The 19264-nt window shown below is 63.6% G+C and carries 18 protein-coding genes; 10 read left to right on the top strand and 8 right to left on the bottom strand.

Going from position 1 to position 19264, the window contains the following annotated elements:
- Positions 1–39: 39 nt before the first annotated feature.
- The 4 genes from GCN74_RS16170 to GCN74_RS16155 all read right to left on the bottom strand — a co-directional run bounded on the left by GCN74_RS16170 (position 40) and on the right by GCN74_RS16155 (position 4906).
- Positions 40–1098 (bottom strand): branched-chain amino acid ABC transporter permease, encoded by a 1059-nt coding sequence (locus tag GCN74_RS16170; RefSeq protein ID WP_152257628.1) that lies wholly within the window; start codon positions 1096–1098, stop codon positions 40–42.
- Between the two features lie 63 nt (positions 1099–1161).
- On the bottom strand, positions 1162–2058 hold the full coding sequence (locus GCN74_RS16165) for a branched-chain amino acid ABC transporter permease (protein ID WP_193317115.1): 897 nt from the start codon (positions 2056–2058) through the stop codon (positions 1162–1164).
- Between the two features lie 41 nt (positions 2059–2099).
- On the bottom strand, positions 2100–2960 hold the full coding sequence (locus GCN74_RS16160; RefSeq protein WP_226939077.1) for an ABC transporter ATP-binding protein: 861 nt from the start codon (positions 2958–2960) through the stop codon (positions 2100–2102).
- Between the two features lie 14 nt (positions 2961–2974).
- Positions 2975–4906 (bottom strand): AMP-binding protein, encoded by a 1932-nt coding sequence (locus GCN74_RS16155; RefSeq protein WP_152257625.1) that lies wholly within the window; start codon positions 4904–4906, stop codon positions 2975–2977.
- 180 nt (positions 4907–5086) lie between these two features.
- Between GCN74_RS16155 and GCN74_RS16150 the strand changes: the two genes are divergently transcribed.
- The 6 genes from GCN74_RS16150 to GCN74_RS16125 all read left to right on the top strand — a co-directional run bounded on the left by GCN74_RS16150 (position 5087) and on the right by GCN74_RS16125 (position 10102).
- Positions 5087–5785, top strand: coding sequence for a Crp/Fnr family transcriptional regulator (locus tag GCN74_RS16150; RefSeq protein ID WP_152257624.1), 699 nt, complete (start codon positions 5087–5089; stop codon positions 5783–5785).
- 83 nt (positions 5786–5868) lie between these two features.
- Positions 5869–7680: an aminopeptidase P family protein gene (locus GCN74_RS16145; RefSeq protein ID WP_152257623.1), complete on the top strand. Its 1812-nt coding sequence runs from the start codon at positions 5869–5871 to the stop codon at positions 7678–7680.
- The gene (locus GCN74_RS16140) at positions 7680–7934 is read left to right on the top strand and encodes a hypothetical protein (RefSeq protein ID WP_077398459.1); all 255 of its coding nucleotides are present in this window, start codon (positions 7680–7682) and stop codon (positions 7932–7934) included. The genes GCN74_RS16145 and GCN74_RS16140 overlap by 1 nt, the downstream gene beginning before the upstream one ends.
- On the top strand, positions 7935–8675 hold the full coding sequence (locus tag GCN74_RS16135; protein ID WP_152257622.1) for an MgtC/SapB family protein: 741 nt from the start codon (positions 7935–7937) through the stop codon (positions 8673–8675).
- 5 nt (positions 8676–8680) lie between these two features.
- Positions 8681–9268: a DUF924 family protein gene (locus tag GCN74_RS16130; RefSeq protein WP_152257621.1), complete on the top strand. Its 588-nt coding sequence runs from the start codon at positions 8681–8683 to the stop codon at positions 9266–9268.
- Positions 9269–9274: 6 nt separating this feature from the next.
- Positions 9275–10102, top strand: a complete 828-nt coding sequence (locus GCN74_RS16125; protein WP_152257620.1) for a Rossmann-like and DUF2520 domain-containing protein — start codon at positions 9275–9277, stop codon at positions 10100–10102.
- Here the strand turns inward: GCN74_RS16125 and GCN74_RS16120 are convergent.
- The gene (locus GCN74_RS16120) at positions 10099–11553 is read right to left on the bottom strand and encodes a sensor domain-containing diguanylate cyclase (protein WP_152257619.1); all 1455 of its coding nucleotides are present in this window, start codon (positions 11551–11553) and stop codon (positions 10099–10101) included. The genes GCN74_RS16125 and GCN74_RS16120 overlap by 4 nt on opposite strands.
- Positions 11554–11851: 298 nt before the next feature.
- Here GCN74_RS16120 and GCN74_RS16115 point away from each other — a divergent pair, with 298 nt between their 5' ends.
- A complete protein-coding gene (locus GCN74_RS16115; protein ID WP_152257618.1) occupies positions 11852–12214 on the top strand; it encodes a hypothetical protein in 363 nt (120 codons plus the stop codon).
- Between the two features lie 155 nt (positions 12215–12369).
- Here the strand turns inward: GCN74_RS16115 and GCN74_RS16110 are convergent, their stop codons facing one another.
- The gene (locus GCN74_RS16110; protein WP_152257617.1) at positions 12370–12957 is read right to left on the bottom strand and encodes a molybdopterin-dependent oxidoreductase; all 588 of its coding nucleotides are present in this window, start codon (positions 12955–12957) and stop codon (positions 12370–12372) included.
- Between the two features lie 225 nt (positions 12958–13182).
- Between GCN74_RS16110 and GCN74_RS16105 the strand changes: the two genes are divergently transcribed.
- Positions 13183–13764 carry a porin family protein gene (locus GCN74_RS16105; RefSeq protein ID WP_152257616.1) on the top strand — a complete coding sequence of 194 codons (582 nt, stop codon included), beginning with the start codon at positions 13183–13185 and terminating at the stop codon, positions 13762–13764.
- A 72-nt stretch (positions 13765–13836) separates the two neighbouring features.
- On the opposite strand, the gene ettA is transcribed toward GCN74_RS16105, so the two are convergent.
- Positions 13837–15504: an energy-dependent translational throttle protein EttA gene (gene ettA / locus GCN74_RS16100; protein WP_152257615.1), complete on the bottom strand. Its 1668-nt coding sequence runs from the start codon at positions 15502–15504 to the stop codon at positions 13837–13839.
- Between the two features lie 94 nt (positions 15505–15598).
- Positions 15599–16483: an EamA family transporter RarD gene (rarD, locus tag GCN74_RS16095; RefSeq protein ID WP_152257614.1), complete on the bottom strand. Its 885-nt coding sequence runs from the start codon at positions 16481–16483 to the stop codon at positions 15599–15601.
- A 237-nt stretch (positions 16484–16720) separates the two neighbouring features.
- Between rarD and GCN74_RS16090 the strand changes: the two genes are divergently transcribed.
- Both GCN74_RS16090 and GCN74_RS16085 read left to right on the top strand, forming a co-directional pair.
- Positions 16721–18598, top strand: coding sequence for a potassium transporter Kup (locus GCN74_RS16090; RefSeq protein ID WP_152257613.1), 1878 nt, complete (start codon positions 16721–16723; stop codon positions 18596–18598).
- Between the two features lie 157 nt (positions 18599–18755).
- On the top strand, positions 18756–19235 hold the full coding sequence (locus tag GCN74_RS16085; RefSeq protein WP_152257612.1) for an FKBP-type peptidyl-prolyl cis-trans isomerase: 480 nt from the start codon (positions 18756–18758) through the stop codon (positions 19233–19235).
- Positions 19236–19264: the final 29 nt, after the last annotated feature.

The raw sequence follows: 19264 nt of genomic DNA, 5'->3' as shown, positions 1-19264 counted from the left end.
TATTTGGTATTCAAGTGAACCGACATCGACTGCAAAAACTTAATGGGGGAAGGGCCAGAGTCTCAACTTTTCTTTCGCGATCTGCCACAGCCTGGCCAGGCCGTGCGGTTCGACGATCAGGAAGAAGATGATCAGCGCGCCGAACACCATCAGTTCCAGGTTCGACGCCACGCTGGTCGGCAGTGCCAGGCCATGCGCGATGGTGTTCAGGAAGACGGGCAGCAGCACGATGAAGGCCGCGCCCAGGAAGGAACCGAGGATCGAACCGACGCCGCCGATGATGATCATGAACAGGATGCGGAAGGACAGGTCCAGGTTGTACGCTTCCGGTTCCACCGTGCCCAGATAGGCATACGCATACAGCGCGCCGGCCACGCCGCAGTAGAAGGAGCTGACGGCAAACGCCAGCAGCTTGGTGCGCATCAGTCTGAAGCCGATCACCTCGGCCGCCATGTCCATGTCGCGCACGGCCATCCACGAGCGGCCCACGTTCGAGCGGATCATGTTCTTGGCCAGCAGCGCCATGCCGGCCACGATGGCCAGCACCAGCAGGTATTTGCTTTGCGGCGTGTCGAACTGGTAGCCCAGGATGCTCATCTTCTGCACCGTGATGACGCCCGAGGAGCTGTAGTTGGTCAGGTACGGGATCTTGGTCAGGCACCAGACGACGAAGAACTGCGTCGCCAGCGTGGACGCGGCCAGGTAGAAGCCGCGGATGCGCAAGGAGGGCAGGCCGAAGGCAATGCCCACCATGGCCGCGCACAGGCCGCCCAGGATGAACGACAGCAGCAGCGGCAATCCCGGCAGGCGCGCCATGAAGTTATACGAGGCAAAGGCGCCCACGGCCATGAAGGCGGCCGTGCCCAGCGACAGCTGGCCTGCGTAGCCGGTCAGGATGTTCAGGCCCAGTGCCGCCAGCGCGAAGATCAGGAACGGGATCAGGATCGCCGACAACAGGTAGGGCGAGGCGAAATACGGCAGGAGGAAGACGGCGACGAGGAGCGTGGCCGTCAGCGCCAGGCGGTCCTGGCGGATCGGGAAGATCTGGTTGTCAGCCTGGTAGCTGGTCTTGAATTGTCCTGCTTCACGGTAAATCATGGCGTGTCCTTTGCGATGGAGCGATAGCGTTGTGCGGCGTGTGCATGGTGCGGCGGCGCGGCGTCAGATGCGCCGGATGATGCGTTCGCCGAACAGGCCTTCCGGGCGCACCAGCAGGAACAGCAGGGCCAGCACATACGGGAACCAGCCTTCGATGCCGCCGCCCACCATGGGGCCCAGGTAGACTTCGGCCAGCTTTTCCGACGCGCCGATGATCAGGCCGCCGACGATGGCGCCCGGCACCGAGGTAAAGCCGCCGAGGATCAGCACCGGCAGAGCCTTTAACGCGATGAAGGTCAGCGCGAACTGCACGCCGTTGCGCGCGCCCCACAGCAAGCCCGCCACCATGGCCACCAGGCCCGCCACGCCCCATACGACGGCCCAGATGCGCTGCAGCGGAATGCCCACGGCCAACGCCGCCTGGTGGTCGTCGGCGACGGCGCGCAGGGCGCGGCCCACCTTGGTCTTCGAGAACAGCAGGGCCAGACAGATCACCAGCAGCGCGCAGATGCCGGCCGCCACCACGTCGAACTGCGAGACGATGATATTGAAATGCTCCATCAGGAAGGGCATCGGCACGTCTTCGATGGGCAGGTCCAGCTTGTGCACCTGCGAGCCCCACATCAGCTGCGCCAGGCCCTCGATGAAAAAGGTCAGGCCGATGGTGGCCATGAAGAGCGTGATCTCGGGCTGGTTGACGAGGGGCCGCAAGACCACCCGTTCGATCGCCATGCCCAATACGATCATGGTCGCCATCGTCAGCGGGATGGCCAGCCACAGCGACAGGCCGAATTTGTCCATGATGCCCACGCAGGTGAGGGCGGCGAAAAACACCATCGCGCCCTGCGCAAAATTGAACACGCCCGAGGCCTTGTAGATCAGCACAAAACCGATGGCCACCAGCGCGTACATGACGCCCGACAGCAGGCCGCCGATCAGCACTTCAAAGAAGAAATTGATATTCATGAGTTGTCCAATGGGTTGCGCGTAGCCCTGCCCGATTACGGGCAGGTCGTTTCGCCGGCAGGCAGCGTGCTGCCTGAATTCCCGGCTACACCACCTAAATAAGCGTTGATGACATCCTGGTTGCTGCGCACCTCGTCGGGCGTGCCGTCGCCGATCTTCTTGCCGTAGTCGAGCACCACGACGCGGTCGGAGATATCCATCACCACGCCCATGTCGTGCTCGATCAGCACGATGGTCGTGCCCAGCTGGTCGTTGACGTCGAGGATGAAGCGGCACATGTCCTGCTTTTCTTCCACGTTCATGCCGGCCATCGGTTCGTCCAGCAGCAGGATTTCCGGCTCGGCCACGAGGGCGCGGCCCAGTTCCACGCGCTTTTGCAAGCCGTAGGGCAGGCGCCCCACGGGTGTCTTGCGGATGGCCTGGATTTCCAGGAAGTCGATGATTTCCTCGGCCTTCTTGCGGTGTTCGATCTCCTCGCGCCGCGCCGGTCCCCAGTACAGGGCTTGCAGCAGGAAATTCGACTTCATTTTGAGGTTACGCCCCGTCATGATGTTGTCGAGTACCGTCATGCCTTTGAACAGGGCGATGTTCTGGAAGGTGCGCGCGATGCCGGACTTGGCGGCCGCATAGCAATCCATGCCGCGCCGGTGTTCGCCGCGGTAGATGATTTCTCCCTGCTGCGGGCGGTACACGCCATTGATCACGTTCAGCATCGAGCTTTTGCCCGCGCCGTTCGGGCCGATGATGGCGCGGATTTCATGCTGCTTGACGTCGAACGAGATGTCGGTCAGCGCCTTCACGCCGCCGAACGACAGCGAGATGTTCTTCAGGTCGAGGATGACGGGACCCGTCTTGCGGGCCGTGCCGAAATGGGCGTCGAGTTCGTTCATTTGCATCGTGCTGTGCTCCATCATGCGGCCAGGCCCTGGGGCCGGTACGTTTTGCTGTCCCAGATCTGCAGGTCGGCGCTGGTCGAGCCAAGGCGGCCGTCCTCGAATTTCACCTGGGTCTCGATGTATTGCGTTGCCTTGCCCTCATACAGGGCGGAAATGAGCACCGCGTATTTTTCGGCGATGAATTTGCGGCGTACCTTGCGCGTGCGCGTCAGCTCGTCGTCGTCCGGGTCGAGTTCCTTGTGCAGCACGAGGAAGCGGTGCACCTGCGTGCGGTCCATCAGCGGGTCGGCCGCCAGTTCCGCGTTGACCTGCTCGATGCAGTCGCGGATCAAGCCGTAGGTTTCGGCGCGCGCCGCCAGGTCCGTGTAGCCGGAGTAGGCGATGCCGCGCCGTTCGGACCAGTTGCCCACCGCTTCGATGTCGATATTGATGAAGGCGCAGACCTGGTCGCGCGCATGGCCGAAGGCCACCACTTCCTTGATGAAGGGGAAGAACTTGAGCTTGTTTTCGATGTAGTTGGGCGCGAACATGGCGCCGCAATTCATCTTGCCGACGTCGGCCGCGCGGTCGATGATCTTCAGGTGGCCTTCGCCGTCGAACACGCCCGCGTCGCCCGTATGAAAGTAGCCGTCGGCATCGATCACTTCTGCCGTCGCATCGGGACGCCTGAAGTAGCCGCTCATGGTGGCGGGCGACTTCACCAGCACTTCGCCGTTGTGCGCCAGCTTGACTTCCACGCCAGGCGCGGGCAGTCCCACGCTGTCGAACTTGATATTGCCATCCGGCTGCAGGCACACATAGGCGCAGGTTTCGGTGGAACCGTACAATTGCTTGAGATTGACGCCGATGGAGCGGTAGAAGCGGAACAGGTCGGGGCCGATGGCGGCGCCGGCCGTGTAGGCGACGCGCACGCGCGACAGCCCCAGCACGTTTTTCAGGGGGCCATAGACCAGCAGTTCGCCCAGCTGGTAGCTGAGGCGGTCCGCCAGCGACACGGGCTTGCCATCCAAAATCTGCGCGCCGCAGCGCTTGGCCACGTCCATGAAATGGCTGAACATGCGGCGCTTGATGCTGCTCGCGTCTTCCATGCGTATCATCACGCTGGTGAGCATGTTCTCGAACACGCGCGGCGGCGCAAAGTAGCAGGTGGGACCGATTTCGCGCATGTCGATCATCACCGTGTCGCCCGATTCGGGGCAGTTGACGGTGAAGCCGGCCACCATGGCCTGCGCCAGCGAGAACAGGCAGTCGCCCACCCACGCCATGGGCAGGTAGGACAGGATGTCTTCCTCGTCGGTGAGCTTGTCGAAGGCCACGCCGCCTTCGCCGGCGGCCAGCAGCGCCGTATGGCTCTGGCACACGCCCTTCGGTTTGCCCGTGGTGCCCGAGGTGTACAGGATCACGGCCGAATCGCTGCCGCTGCCCGCCGCCACGGCGGCGTCATAAAAGCCCGGGTGTTCGCGGTCGTAGGCCCGGCCGAGCACCTGCAGCGCGGCAAAGGAGGTCAGCTCCGGCTGGCGGTAATGGCGCATGCCCCGTTCATCGTCATAGGCGATGTGGGCCACGTGCGGGTACAGGCTTTTCAGTTCCAGCAGCTTGTCGACCTGCTCCTGGTCTTCGACGATGGCGTAGCGGATTTCCGCGTCCTGCAGCACGTAGGCCATGTCGGCGGCCGGCGCGTCCTGGTACAGCGGCACGGGCACGCCGCCCAGGCTTTGCGCGGCCAGCATGGCCCAGTACAGGCGGGGCCGGTTGTCGCCGATGATGGCCAGGTTCATGCCGCGCTGGAAGCCGATGGCGGCCAGGCCGCAGGCCAGTGCGCGCACCTCGTCGTTGACCTCATGCCAGGTCCAGGTTTGCCAGATGCCCAGGTGTTTTTCGCGAAATGCGGGCTTGTCGGATCGTGCTGTCCCGTGTTGCAATAAGCGCCGCGGAAAAGTCGGCATGGTTGCTGTGGTATTCGTTTGCACCAGTGTCCCCCTGTTGCTTGTCTCAGGCCCCACCTCGTTGGATGGCGCTCTGTGTTTTTTATGTGTAAGGCGTTTGTGCAATGATAGTAGCTTGCGTTAGTTTGCCGAGTTGTCTTTTCGGGGACATTTACCCACTTTTCGATGGTGCATCGCACAATGACCAACCCTGATATCAGCCTCAAGGATGCCGTGCGCGCGGCCAACTGGGCGCAGCTGCTCGATCCCGTGCAAATGGCCCGGGTGGAGGCGGATGTGTTTGAAACCTTCGTGTCGAAAGGCGGCTTTGTCTGCCGCAAGGGCGAGCCGGTGGACAACTGGATAGGCGTCATCAGCGGCATGGTCAAGATGAATAATTTTTCCGCCTCGGGCAAGGCCATGACCTTCATCGGCGTGCCGCCCGGCAGCTGGTTCGGCGAAGGTTCATTGCTGAAGAATGAAATCCGCAAATACGACACCATGGCCCTGCGCGACACGCGCGTGGCGCGCCTGCCCGGCACCACCTTCCACTGGCTGCTGGAAACGAGTCTGCCGTTTACGCGCTTCCTGCTGATGCAGCTGAACGAGCGCCTGGGGCAGTTCATCGGCATGGTGGAAAACGAGCGCCTGCTGGACCTGAACACGCGCGTGGCGCGCTGCCTGGCCTCGATGTTCAACTCGCACCTGTACCCGGGCGTGGAAACGCTGGTGCAGCTGTCGCAGGAGGAGATCGGCCTGCTTTCCGGTTCCTCGCGCCAGCGCGCCAACCAGGCCTTGCAGGTACTGGAAAAGAAAGGCTTGCTGCGCCTCGATTACGGCGGCATCCGCGTGCTGGACCTCGATGGCTTGCGCCGCTATGAAGCCGACGACGCCGAATGAGGCCGCGCTGCCGGAACAGCCTGCAAGCGCCCGGCTAATCGCGGTATCATAGGCGCTTCCCAGCACCGCACCTTTTCGCCGCCATGCAGACATCCGTTCAGAGTACCCCCGCCTCCCGTTTGACCGAGCTGCGCGCCGCCATGCGCGCGCAGCACATCGACGCCTGCATCGTGCCATCGGCCGATCCGCATTTGTCCGAATACCTGCCGGCCCGCTGGCAGGGCCGCGAGTGGCTGTCGGGCTTTACGGGTTCCGTCGGCACCCTGGTCGTCACGCAGGATTTCGCCGGCGTGTGGACCGATGGCCGCTACTGGGAGCAGGCGGAAGACGAACTGGCCGGCAGCGGCATCGTCCTGAAGAAGATCCCGTCCGGCGCCAGCGTGCTGTATATCGACTGGCTGGGCGAGACCATGCAGCCGGGGCAGACGGTGGCCGTCGATGGCGCCGTGCTGGGCCTGGCCAATGCGCGCCTGCTGCAGCAGGCGCTGGGCGCGCAAGTGACCCTGCGCACGGATACCGATGTGCTGAACGCCGTCTGGCCGCAGCGTCCGGCCATGCCGGCCGCGCCCGTGTACGAGCACGCGGCCGCGTATCCGGCCCTGTCGCGCACGCAGAAGCTGGACGCCCTGCGGGCCGGCATGGCGGCCCACGGCGCCAGCCACCATGTGATTTCCACGCTCGACGATATCGCCTACCTGTTCAACCTGCGCGGCGCCGACGTCAACTACAACCCCGTCTTCCTCGCACATGCGCTGGTGGGTCCGGAGCGCGCCACCCTGTTCGTCGCCGACGGCAAGCTGCCGGCCGCCCTGCGCGCCACCCTGGAGAGCGAAGGCGTGGACGTGGCCGCGTATGACCGCGCGGCGGCCGTGCTGGCCGCCCTGCCTGCGGGCGCCACCTTGCTGCTGGACCCGCGCCGCATCACGTTCGGCACGCGCCAGGCCGTGCCCGATGGCGTGCGCGTGGTGGAAGCCATCAACCCGACCACCCTGGCCAAGTCGCGCAAGACGGACAGCGAAGCGGCGCATGTGCGGGCGGCCATGGAGCAGGATGGCGCGGCCCTGTGCGAGTTTTTCAGCTGGCTCGATGCCACCCTGGCCGACCCGCAGCGCGCGCCGCTGACGGAAATCGGCGTCGACGAACACCTGACGGCCGCGCGCGCACGCCGCGCCGGTTTTGTCAGCCCCAGTTTCGGCACCATCGCCGGCTTCAATGCGCACGGCGCCATCATGCATTACCACGCCCATGCGGGCACGGAAGCGACCATCGAAGGCGACGGCTTGCTGCTGATCGATTCGGGCGGCCAGTACCTGGGAGGCACCACGGATATCACGCGCGTGGTCCCCGTCGGCACGATCACGGCCGAACACCGGCGCGACTTCACCCTGGTCCTGCGCAGCATGATCGCCCTGTCGCGCGCGCAGTTCCCGCGCGGCGTGAAGTCGCCCATGCTCGATTCGATCGCCCGCGCGCCCCTGTGGGCCGAGGGCATCGACTTCGGCCACGGCACGGGCCATGGCGTGGGCTTTTTCCTCAATGTCCATGAAGGGCCGCAATCGATTTCGCAGTCCGCCATGCCGGAGCCGCAGACGGCCATGGAGCCGGGCATGATCACCTCCGTCGAGCCGGGCATCTACCGCCCCGGCCAGTGGGGCATCCGCATCGAGAACCTGGTGCTGAATGTCCCGGCAGGGACGACGCCCTTCGGCGAATTTTTGCGCTTCGAAACCCTGACCCTGTGCCCGATCGACACGCGCTGCGTGGAGCGGGCGCTGTTGCGCGACGACGAGGCGGCCTGGCTCAACGACTATCACGCTACCGTGCGCGCGCGCTTGTCGCCGCACCTGGCGGGCGACGCGCTGGCGTGGCTGGAACAGCGCACGGGAGCCATCTGATGCGCTCGACCCGCGCCACCTCCGCCATCGAGCGGCTCAAGGAACGCACCGGCCACCGCCTCTACACGATGGCGCGCACGGGCGATGAACTGTTTTTTCTCACGGAAGGCCCGGGCTTGCCGCCTTTGTGCCCGCCGCTGGAACTGGACGCCTTTGTCGCCTTCGTCAATGGCCTGGGACCGCAAAAGGCGCGCCGCGTCAGCAAGCTTGACGTGGCGTTTGAAAAGCAGCTGACGAAAAAGCCCCAGGACTAAATGCCGACCATCGACTTCCTGCGCGCCTACTGGTCGCCGGCCGAGCTGGCGACGAATGGCGTGATCCTGCTGAACCTGCTGGGCGCGCTGCTGCTGGGCTTGCTGGTGGGCTACGAGCGCTCGTATCACGGGCGCGCGGCGGGCATGCGCACCTACAGCCTCGTATGCATGGCCTCGGCCGCGCTGACGGTGCTGGGCGGCTATCCCGAGTTCTGGTACGGCGGGCATGGCGCCATCGTCGGCAGCGATCCCACGCGCGTCATCCAGGGCATCGTCACGGGCGTGGGCTTTCTCGGCGCCGGCGTCATCATGCGCGAAGGCTTCAATATCAGCGGCCTGACGACGGCCGCCTCGATCTGGGCTTCGTCCGTGATCGGCATCATGGTCGGCATCGGCTTTTATTTGTCGGCCATGGGCCTGGCCTTCCTGTGCGCGATGGCGATGATTTTCCTGTCAAAACTGGAAAACTGGCTGCCGTCGCGCCACGCGGTGGCCATCACCATGCGCTTCAAGCAGGGGTTTATGCCGCGCGAAGATGCGCTGCGGCGCATGGCCGCCAAGCGCGGTTATGACATCGCCAGCGGCTCGCTGACCATCGGCAGCACGGACGGCATGCAGGAGTGGCGCTTTGTCGCCATCGCGCATGGCAAGAATACGGGCGCCAGCCTGTCGGCCATGTCGGCCGAACTGGCCGCCTTCGAAGGCATCGCCGGCTTCCAGCTGTCGCATGCGCGCAACTGAAAAGGATGGACATGGACGCACAGGCCCAAAACGTACTCGATTTCTGGTTCCTGCCGCCGGATAAGCCAGGCCATGGCCAGTCGCGCATGGAATGGTTCCGCAAGGATGACGGCTACGACGCGCAGATACGCGAGCGTTTCGGCGCGCTGATCGACGCGGCCATCGGGGGCGGCTTGCGCGAATGGGAAGCGACGCCGCGCGGCGCGCTGGCGCGCCTCATCGTGCTCGATCAATTCACGCGCAACGTCTATCGGGGCACGCCGCGCGCGTTTGCCGGCGACGCCCAGGCGCTGGCGCTGGCCGTCGCCCTGACGCAGGCAGGGCAGGACCGGCAACTGCCGCCCATGCTGCGCGCGTTCGCCTACCTGCCGTTCGAACATGCGGAAGACCTGGCCATGCAGGCGCGCGCCGTCGAATTGTTCCAGCTGCTGTCGCAGGCACAGCCCGGCTTTGACGGCATGCTCGATTATGCCGAGCGCCACCAGGAAGTAATCGCCCGCTTTGGCCGCTTCCCGCACCGTAATGCCATTCTGGGCCGGCCCTCCACGCCGGAAGAAGCGGCATTCCTGCGCCAGCCCGGCTCCAGCTTCTAGGCCGCCATGAACGTCACCCTCAACATCATCGGCGCCGGCCATGTGGGCCGCGTGCTGGGCCGTCTGTTCGCCGGCGTGGACGGTATCGCCGTGCAGGACGTGCTGACGCGCTCGATGGCGTCGGCGCAGGCGGCCGTCGATTTCATCGGTGCCGGCACGCCCGTCGCGCACTATGCGGCCTTGCGCCATGCCGACGTCACCATGCTGGCCGTGGCGGACGACCAGATCGGCCCCGCGTGCACGGCACTGGTGGCCGAGGGACGGCAGGCGGGCGCCATCGTGTTTCACTGCAGCGGCGCGCTGGCGTCGAACGTGCTGCTGGCGGCCGCGCAGGCGGGCGCCTCGGTGGCCAGCGCGCACCCGATCCGCAGCTTTGCCGACCCGCAGAAGGTGGCGGCCACTTTTGACGGCACCTTTTGCGGCGTCGAAGGCGATGCGCTGGCGCTGGCCTTCCTCACGCCGGCCTTGAACGCCATCGGCGCGCGCCCCGTGCCCATCGATCCGGCCGCCAAGACCCTGTATCACGCCGCTGCCGTATTTGCCAGCAATTACCTGGTGACGGTGCTCGATGCGGCGCTGCGCGCCTACCAGGCGGCCGGGATTCCCGAACCCGTGGCGCGCGAACTGGCGCAGCCCCTGGTGACGGAAGCGGTGGCCAATGTGTTTCGCCTGGGCGCCGCGCCCGCGCTGTCCGGACCCATCGCCCGCGGCGACTCGGCCACCGTGCAACGCCAGCAGCAGGCGGTGCAAGGCTGGGATGCCGCCACGGGCGAGTTGTACCGGGCACTGGTGGCGCCCACGCAGGCGCTGGCCAAACGCAAGTCCGAGCGCTAGCTCGCGTGCACGCCGTTGCGTCCCTGCTGTTTCGCCTGATACAGGGCGCTGTCGGCGCGTGAAAAGAACGCCGATTCGCTTTCGTCGGGCCGGTACTCGGTCACGCCCAGGCTGATCGTCACGGGTATCTGCGGCGCGGGCAGGCCGAAATCGTGCTGCTCGACGGCGGCGCGCAGGTTTTCCGCCACTTCCGCCGCCTTGGCCAGGCTGCAGTTATTCAGCAGCACCAGGTATTCCTCGCCGCCCCAGCGCGTGATGACGTCGCTTTCGCGCACGGTGGCGCGCGCCACGTCGGCCACGCCACGGATGACCTTGTCGCCCCACAGGTGGCCGTGCGTATCGTTGACGCGCTTGAAGAAATCGATGTCGAACAGGATGGCCGACATCGGCTGCGCCGTGCGCTTGGACAGGAGCATGGCGCGCTGGAACAGCAATTCCAGCGATTGGCGGTTCAATAGCCCCGTCAGCGCATCCGTCGAGGCGATGCGCTCGATGCGGCGCTGGTAGCGGTTCACCGTCAGCAAGGTCAGCACCAGTACCAGCAGGGTGACGCCAAAGCTGATGGCCAGGTTGAAGATGAATACGCGCTGCAGCGACTGGACTTCGTCGCTGACATTCTGCTCGACCACCAGGTACCAGCCCAGTTCGGGAATGAAGCGCGAATTGACGAGGATTTGCGCGCGGCCCAGCTGGTACGACAGGTGCGTCGGTTCGCTCTGCTGGTTGATGATCCGGTCGGCAATGGCGGTCACGCCGGGCAGGCTGCGGATGTTGCCGTGCCCGTTGCGCATGGTCTTGCCTGCCAACACCAGGGTGCCGGCGCCGTCGACAAAATAGATGTTGCGGTGGAAGCGCGCCTGGTAGCGGTCGATGATATGGCTCATGGTGGCCAGGGTCAGGCCGATGCCGGTGGCACCGATGAACTGGCCGTCGTAGTCGTACACGCGGTGGTTGATGAAGATGGTCATGCTGTCGCGGTTGGCCATGTCCACGTCGACATTGGTTTCGTAGTCGCTGTTTTCCATGGCGCGCACGCGGTAGTACCAGATGTCGCGCGTCGCTTGCGGGCTGACGGATTTCAGCGTGCCTTCGGCATAATAATATTTGCTGCTCTTGTCCGAGACGAGAAAGCTGGTGATGGCGCCGTATTTCTTCTTCACTTCGGCCAGGTAGCGCACGATCTGCGCCGGGTCGCGCTCGCCGGCGAGTATCCAGTCGCGCACGAAGGTGTCGTGCGCCATCAGCGACGAGATGAAGACGGGGCGCAGCATGTCTTTCTGGATTTCGGAATAAATATTGTCGCCCGTCAAAGGCAAGGTCTGGTCGGCGATGCCATGCTCGATGGCCTGGCGCGAGGCCAGGTAGCTGGCCAGGCTGGTGGCCATGAAGCCCGCCCCCAGGATCAGGGTCAGGAGGATGAGCAGGCGGTACTTGATCGACAGAAGGCGCATGGAGACGAGGGTGGGCAGGCCAGGGCGTGCAGGTCTTGCCGCAGGCGCCTGGCGCTGAAGCAATCTTTACGCAAGCCAAAAGTATGCAGCAGGCCGGGTATTGGCGCAATGATAACTGGCTTTATTGATAATTTACGCTGGCGAACGCGACCAGATAACCACGACTTACCAAATAAAAGTGCCGATTTGTCGACAAAGATGCAAATTAGCAATAAGATTTAACGAGGGGAATCATTGCGCAGCACCCCTGTCTTGCCGCCCGTTTCAGGCGCAGGACACCACGCGCTGGGAGTGTAGTATGTTATTTTTAAAGAGTACGTCCGTCAGCAAGGCCCCCGGTATTTATGAGGTCGACATCGCCGCCAAACCACCGGGCAAGACCTTCGGCATTTTCCTCGCCACCGATCCCGACCATCCACCGCATGCCTTGCTGGGACAATTGAAGGCGCTCGGTTTCGAGAATACCTATAGTTCGCCCTACCTGCACAAGGACTCGGGCAAGGTGCTGGACCTGCATTTCCAGAAAGATGGCACGGATATCTTCAAGGGCTGGAAAACCGAGGAGTGCACGCACAACCTGGCGGCCATCACGGCCCTGTTCGAGGAGCATGGCATCGCCATCGCGCCGCGCGTCATGTCGATGGCGGAAGCCTACGCCTGAACGCCTGTCACAACCTGCTGCGCGTCGTGCTTTGCGGCCGCCGATGCCCACTGCCTCGGCGGCCCGTGCATGCGCACAGCGCCGCTTCTCAGGCCAGCGGGGGCACCGAGCCCCACTGCCGCTCGCCACGGTTTTGTTTGGCGTTTTAAGCAGCGTCAGCCAACCTCCACGCCGATGTGATACAGCGCCCACGGGCAGCTGGCGAAGCGTTCGGCCAGGGGCAGTGCGGCCACGGCTGCGATGCGGTCCGCATCGTGGATCGCCCACAGGGGCCCCAGGCCGCCCAGCGCCATCGCCTGTCCATCCAGGTGGGTGGCGACAATAAAACGCTGTGCGCGCGCCTGCGCCACGGTCAGCGCCGCCGCGTAGCCGTCCACGGCGCGCAGCAGCAGGCGCACCTCGCTATCGTCCGGGGCGCCCGCTACCTTCAACACATCGACCAGCAGCGGCCCGCGCAGGGCATGCGCCTTGCCGTCGTATTCCAGGGTGGGGTGGATGGTGCGTGCCGGCAAGTTCGCCAGCGCCGCAAAGTCGAATGCCCGCGCCCGCTCAAAGCTGATTTTTTGCTTGTGCATCATCTGGTCGCGCACGGCGTCGAACGGCCCCCGGTTGGGCTTGTCGACGCTGCCCGTGATGGTCAGCAGGGCCGGGCCGCGCAGGCCGGCGGCGGCGGGCGCGGCCCGGGCAATGGCGGGCACGGCCGCGGCAGCCATGGCTGCGGCGAGAAACTGGCGTTTGTGCATGCACTTCTCCTTTGAACTGAAAATCGCTAATGTTCTTAAGTCTATCTTAAGTTCGCTCAACGGTGCGCATCTTTGCTTTATTGTCAGTTTGAAATTTCCGCTTACATCTTGTCACAGTTCTTACGGAATGGAGAAAGACGTAGATTTTTTCGGCTGTTATTGTGTAGTCATCGCACTTCGCTGAACTGCGAATCCAGGCACCATTCACTAATTGAAAGAGAGAACATGATGAAGAAGAAAATCCTGTTTGCAATGATCGCCACGGCCACCGCACTGACCGGCATGAGCGCCGCACACGCCGAAGGCGCCTATGTGGGTGCCGGCATCACGGGCAACCGTTACAACTTCGATATTCCTGGCGCCACCAGCGCCGATAATCACAGCGGCTACAAGGCAGGCGCCAAGGTCTTCGCCGGTTACGATTTCGATAAAACCTGGGCAATCGAAGGCGGCTATGCCGATTTCGGCAGCAGGGATTACAGCTATGTCACCGGCGCCGGCAACGGTTCCGTGAAAAGCGATTCGCACGGCTACTACCTGGCCGGCAAGGCCACCATGCCGGTGAGCGACAAAGTGGGCGTGTTCGGCAAGCTGGGTGTGGCCAAGGTCAAGAACAGCTTGAGCGGCACGGGTCTGTCGTCCGGCATCAGCGGCAACGACAAGACAGGCGTGTACGCATCCGTCGGTGCCCAGTACGCGATCAACGAGAAAGTCTCGCTGACGGCGGAAGTGGAACACTTCGGCAAGAGCGCCGACCAGGGCCGCAAGGCGACGGGCCTGGCACTGGGCGCACGCTACAATTTCTAATCACTTAGAAGTGTGCTGAAAAAAAAGGCAGTTACCGCGAGGTAACTGCCTTTTTGCATTGCCGGACCGAAATTACGTGGTCAGCGGCTTGTAGCGGATACGTTTTGGTTTCGCGCCTTCTTCACCCAGGCGTTTCTTCTTGTCGGCTTCGTATTCTTGATAGTTGCCGTCAAAGAAGGTCACTTGCGAGTTGCCTTCGAACGCCAGGATGTGCGTGGCGATACGGTCGAGGAACCAGCGGTCATGCGAAATGACCATGACGCTGCCGGCAAATTCCAGCAGGGCGTCTTCCAGCGCGCGCAAGGTTTCCACGTCCAGATCGTTCGACGGTTCATCGAGCAGCAGGACGTTGCCGCCCATCAGCAAGGTTTTTGCCAGGTGCAGACGTCCGCGTTCACCGCCGGACAGGTTGCCCACTTGCTTTTGCTGGTCCGAGCCCTTGAAGTTGAAGCGGCCCAGGTAGGCGCGCGACGGCATTTCGAAGCGGCCCACGGTCAGCATGTCGGCACCGCCGGACACGTCTTCAAACACGGACTTGTTGTCGGCCAGCGAATCGCGGTTCTGGTCGACGATGGAGACGCGCGCCGTCTGGCCGATGGCCACTTCGCCGCTGTCCGGCGTTTCCTTGCCGGTGATCATCTTGAACAGGGTCGATTTACCGGCGCCGTTGGGGCCGATAATGCCGACGATGGCGCCTGGCGGCACGGTAAAGCTCAGGTTATCGATCAGCAGGCGGTCGCCGAACGCTTTCGACACGTTCTTGAACTCGATGACTTCATTGCCCAGGCGTTCGGCCACGGGAATGAAGATCTCCTGCGTCTCGTTGCGCTTCTGGTACTCGTGCTCGGACAGCTCGTTGAAGCGGGCCAGGCGGGCTTTCGACTTGGCCTGGCGCGCTTTCGGATTCTGGCGCGACCATTCCAATTCCTTCTGCAGCGCCTTCTGGCGCGCCGATTCCGTCGCCTCTTCCTGTTTCAGGCGGGCTTGCTTCTGGTCCAGCCAGGTCGAGTAATTGCCCTTCCATGGAATGCCGTGGCCGCGGTCCAGCTCCAGGATCCACTCGGCCGCATTGTCGAGGAAGTAGCGGTCATGGGTGATGGCCACCACGGTGCCGGGGAAGCGCAGCAGGAATTGTTCCAGCCAGTCGACCGATTCCGCATCCAGATGGTTGGTCGGCTCGTCGAGCAGCAGCATGTCCGGTTTCGACAGCAGCAGCTTGCACAGCGCCACGCGGCGCTTTTCACCGCCGGACAGCACGCCGATCCTGGCATCCCATGGCGGCAGGCGCAGCGCGTCGGCGGCCATTTCCAGCTGCAGGTTCAGATTGCCGCCGTCGGAAGTCGAGATGATCGCTTCCAGGCGTGCCTGTTCCGTGGCCAGGGCGTCGAAATCGGCGTCTTCCTCGGCATACGCGGCGTACACGGCTTCCAGCTTGGCTTGTGCTTCAAATACTTCGCCCAGGCCCGATTCCACTTCCTGGCGCACGGTCTTTTCCGGGTCCAGCTGCGGTTCCTGCGGCAGATAGCCGATGTTCAGGCCCGGCATCGGCACGGCTTCGCCCTGGATGTCGGTGTCGATGCCTGCCATGATTTTCAGCAGGGTCGATTTGCCGGAGCCGTTCAGGCCCAGCACGCCGATCTTCGCGCCTGGGAAGAAGGACAGGGAAATATCTTTCAGAATCTGGCGCTTGGGCGGGACGATTTTGCCCACGCGATTCATGGTGTAGACGTAATTTGCCATTAGAAATCTCGGGTGATATACAAAGACGGACAGGATACGGTAAACGCCCGCTTCCGGCCAGCGCTGCGCGCTGCCGGGCCGGGCAAAGAGGCGATTACGCCGCCAAGCGGGCGCGGCGGCCGTTCCACAGCCCTTCGGCCGCATACAGGGCCAGCGCCGTCCAGATGACGAGGAAGCCCAGCATGCGCTCGGGCGTGAAGGATTCGTGGAAGACCCACACGCCGATCAGCAACTGGCCCGTGGGGGCGATATATTGCAGCAAACCCAGTACGGCCAGCGGCAGGCGGCGTGCGCCGGCGGCAAACAGCAGCAGGGGAATGGCCGTGATGGGGCCGGACGCCAGCAGCAGGGCGCGCGTGGCGGTGGAATCTGTATTGACGAAGCCGCTCTGGCCATGCCAGGCCAGCCACAGCATGTAGGCCAGCGCCAGGGGAAATAAAATCAGTGTTTCAAACGACAGGCCCTCGAGCGCGCCCAGCGCGGCCGTCTTGCGCAGCAAGCCATAGCCGCCGAACGTGGCGGCCAGCAGCAGGGCGATCCACGGCACCTGCCCCGCCTGCCAGGTGAGCCAGGCCACGCCGCAGGCGGCCAGGCCGATGGCCAGCCACTGCAGGCGGCGCAGGCGCTCGTGCAGCAGCAGGAAGCCCAGCATGACGTTGATCAGGGGCGTAATGAAGTAGCCGAGGCTGGCGTCGACCACATGGCCGTTGTTGACGGCCCAGATATAGATGAACCAGTTGGCGGACAGCAAAAACGCGCTGGCCACGAAGCTGGCCACCACTTTCGGCTGGCTCCTCAGGCTGCCCAGCCAGCCCCACTGGCGGCGCACGGTCAGCACGATGCCCAGGAACAATAGCGACCAGACCATGCGGTGCGCCAGGATTTCCTGCGGCGCGATCTCGCCGATGGCATGGAAATACAGGGGGAACAGGCCCCAGCACAGGAAGGCGAGGGAGGCGTAGAGCATGCCTGGATTCATGATGGCGTTCGCTAAAGAGTAGACAGTCTGTCATTATGGCTGAAAACACCGGGGGCTGCCCGGCGCCGCTGGCGAGGCGTAGAATGGCAACAAATCAACGGCCGCAAGTCCGCGCAGCAACGCGGAGCGGCATAAAACAACGACCTTGGGGCAGCCCGGAACCATGCAAAAATACTCTTGCTATTTGCTAATACCTATCATATTGTGCGATGCAACAAAACAAAAACGGGTGCAATCTTGACGTCGGAACACAAAAAAAGCAGCCTGGTCGGCTTGACGCTGGCTGCTGTGGGCATCGTCTACGGCGATATCGGCACCAGTCCCCTGTACACCCTGAAGACGGTCTTCGACCCGACCCACGGCCTGTCCGTCACGCATAACAACCTGCTGGGCATCGTCTCGCTGATCTTCTGGGGCCTGACCCTGATCGTCTCCCTCAAGTACGTGACCCTGGTGCTGCGCGCCGACAACCGCGGCGAGGGCGGCATCATGGCCCTGATGGCGCTGGTACTGTCGTCCGTCAGCAAGTCGTCGCGCTGGCATGTGCCGCTGATGGTGATCGGCGTCTTCGGCGCCACCCTGTTCTATGGCGACAGCGTGATCACGCCGGCCATTTCCGTGCTGTCGGCCATCGAGGGCCTGGAAGTGGCCACGCCCGCCTTCAGCCCGTACGTCGTGTGGCTGACGATCGCCGTGCTGGTGGGCCTGTATTCCGTGCAATCGCACGGCACGGCCGGCATCGGCCGCTTCTTCGCCCCCGTCATGCTGATCTGGTTTGTCGCGCTGGCCTGCATGGGCGTGGTCAACATCATCAAGTCGCCGGCCATCCTGGCCGCCGTCAATCCCCTGCACGCGGTGGCTTTCCTGTTGGAAAATGGCCGCATCGCCTTCCTGTCGCTGGGCGCCGTGGTGCTGGCGCTGACGGGCGCCGAGGCGCTGTACGCGGACATGGGCCACTTCGGCAAGAAGCCCATCCGCATGGCCTGGTTCCTGATCGCCTTCCCCGCGCTGGCATTGAACTACCTGGGCCAGGGCGGCCTGCTGCTGGCGCATCCGGAAGCCATTTCCAATCCGTTCTACCAGCAGCTGGGCGCCTGGAGCGTGTACCCGCTGGTGATCCTGTCGACCATGGCCACCGTGATCGCCTCGCAGGCCACCATTTCCGGCACCTTCTCGATGACCAAGCAAGCGATCGCGCTGGGCTTTTTGCCGCGCATGCGCGTGCGCCACACGTCGGAAAGCGAAATCGGGCAGATCTACATTCCCGCCGTCAACTGGCTGCAGCTGGCCGTCGTGCTGATGGCCGTCGTCGGCTTCGGCTCGTCGGAAAAGCTGGCCGCCGCCTACGGCATCGCCGTCACGGCCACCATGCTGGCCACCACCATCCTGACCTTCTTCGTCATCCGCTACCGCTGGAAGATGAATTTGCTGCTGTGCTGGGCCGCTACCGGTTTCTTCCTGATCATCGATGTCAGCCTGTTCTCGGCCAGCGCCCTGAAACTGTTTCACGGCGGCTGGTTCCCGCTGCTGCTGGGCTCGATCTTGTTCATCATCATGCTGACCTGGAAGCGGGGCCGCCAACTGGTGTTCGAGAACCTGGAAAAGCATGCGATTCCGCTCGACGACTTCCTTTCCTCGCTGTTCATCGCGCCGCCGCTGCGCGTGCCCGGCACGGCCATCTTCCTGCGCGGCGAAACGGACGGCGTGCCGCATGCGCTGCTGCATAACCTGTTGCACAACAAAGTGCTGCACGAACGGGTGATCTTCCTGACCGTCTTCATGCATGAAGAGCCGTGGGTGGCGCCATCGGAGCGCGTGCGCGTGGTCGACCTGGGCCACCAGTGCTACCAGGTCAATGTGCATTACGGTTTCAAGGATGAACCGGACATTCCGGCGGCGCTGGCGCAATGCGCGCAGCAGGGCCTGGATTTCGAGATGATGGAAACGTCGTTCTTCATCGCGCGCCAGACCATCATCTCGACGCCGGGCGCCGGCATGATGCCGTGGCGCGAGCACCTGTTCGTCACCATGTCGCGCAATGCGCGCACGGCAGCCGACTACTATCAGATCCCCAGCAACCGGGTGATCGAACTGGGTACGCAGGTGGAAATTTAAACAATGTGATAATTATGTCAATGTTGCATTGACGCACAAATTTATCGCCGCGCTTACGTCTGCTTACAAACGGGGCCGGCGACTCCTGTTAAACTCCAGCCCGTACCGGTCCGCACCGTACGGGCCTTAGCCACACACCAATATTTAAAGGGAAACCATGAAATCGGTATTTCAATTGATCGCCACGCTCGCTTGCGCCGTGGCCCTGACCGCCTGCGGTGCTGCTGCCAATACCGAGAAGCCGGTCGTGCTGGACCCGAATACACAGGTGAAAGAGCTCACCATTACCAATCCGGTGGTCGGCACCGGCACGGCGGCGGCGGCCGGCGATACCCTGCTGGTGACCTACACGGGCTGGCTGTATGACGCGACCAAGCCGGACAACAAGGGCAAGCAGTTCGATGCATCTCCCGCGCTCACCGGTTTCGAGTTTCCCTTGGGCATAGGCAAAATGATCCTGGGCTGGGACCGCGGCCTGGTCGGCATGCAGGTGGGCGGCACGCGCCGCCTGCTCATACCGTATGACCTGGGCTATGGTGTCAGCGGCTCCCGCGACCCCGTGACGGGCGCCGTGGTGATCCCGGCCTACGCCGGCCTGGTGTTCGACATCACGCTGGTCAATGTGACGAAAAAGTAAGCGCGCACAGGGTAGCGTGACAAAGGGCG

This window comes from Janthinobacterium sp. FT14W (assembly GCF_009208755.1).
GTDB classification, from domain to species: Bacteria; Pseudomonadota; Gammaproteobacteria; order Burkholderiales; family Burkholderiaceae_D; genus Janthinobacterium; species Janthinobacterium violaceinigrum.
Note: the sequence above shows the minus strand (reverse complement) of the source record. Positions and strands in the feature narration are given on the sequence as shown.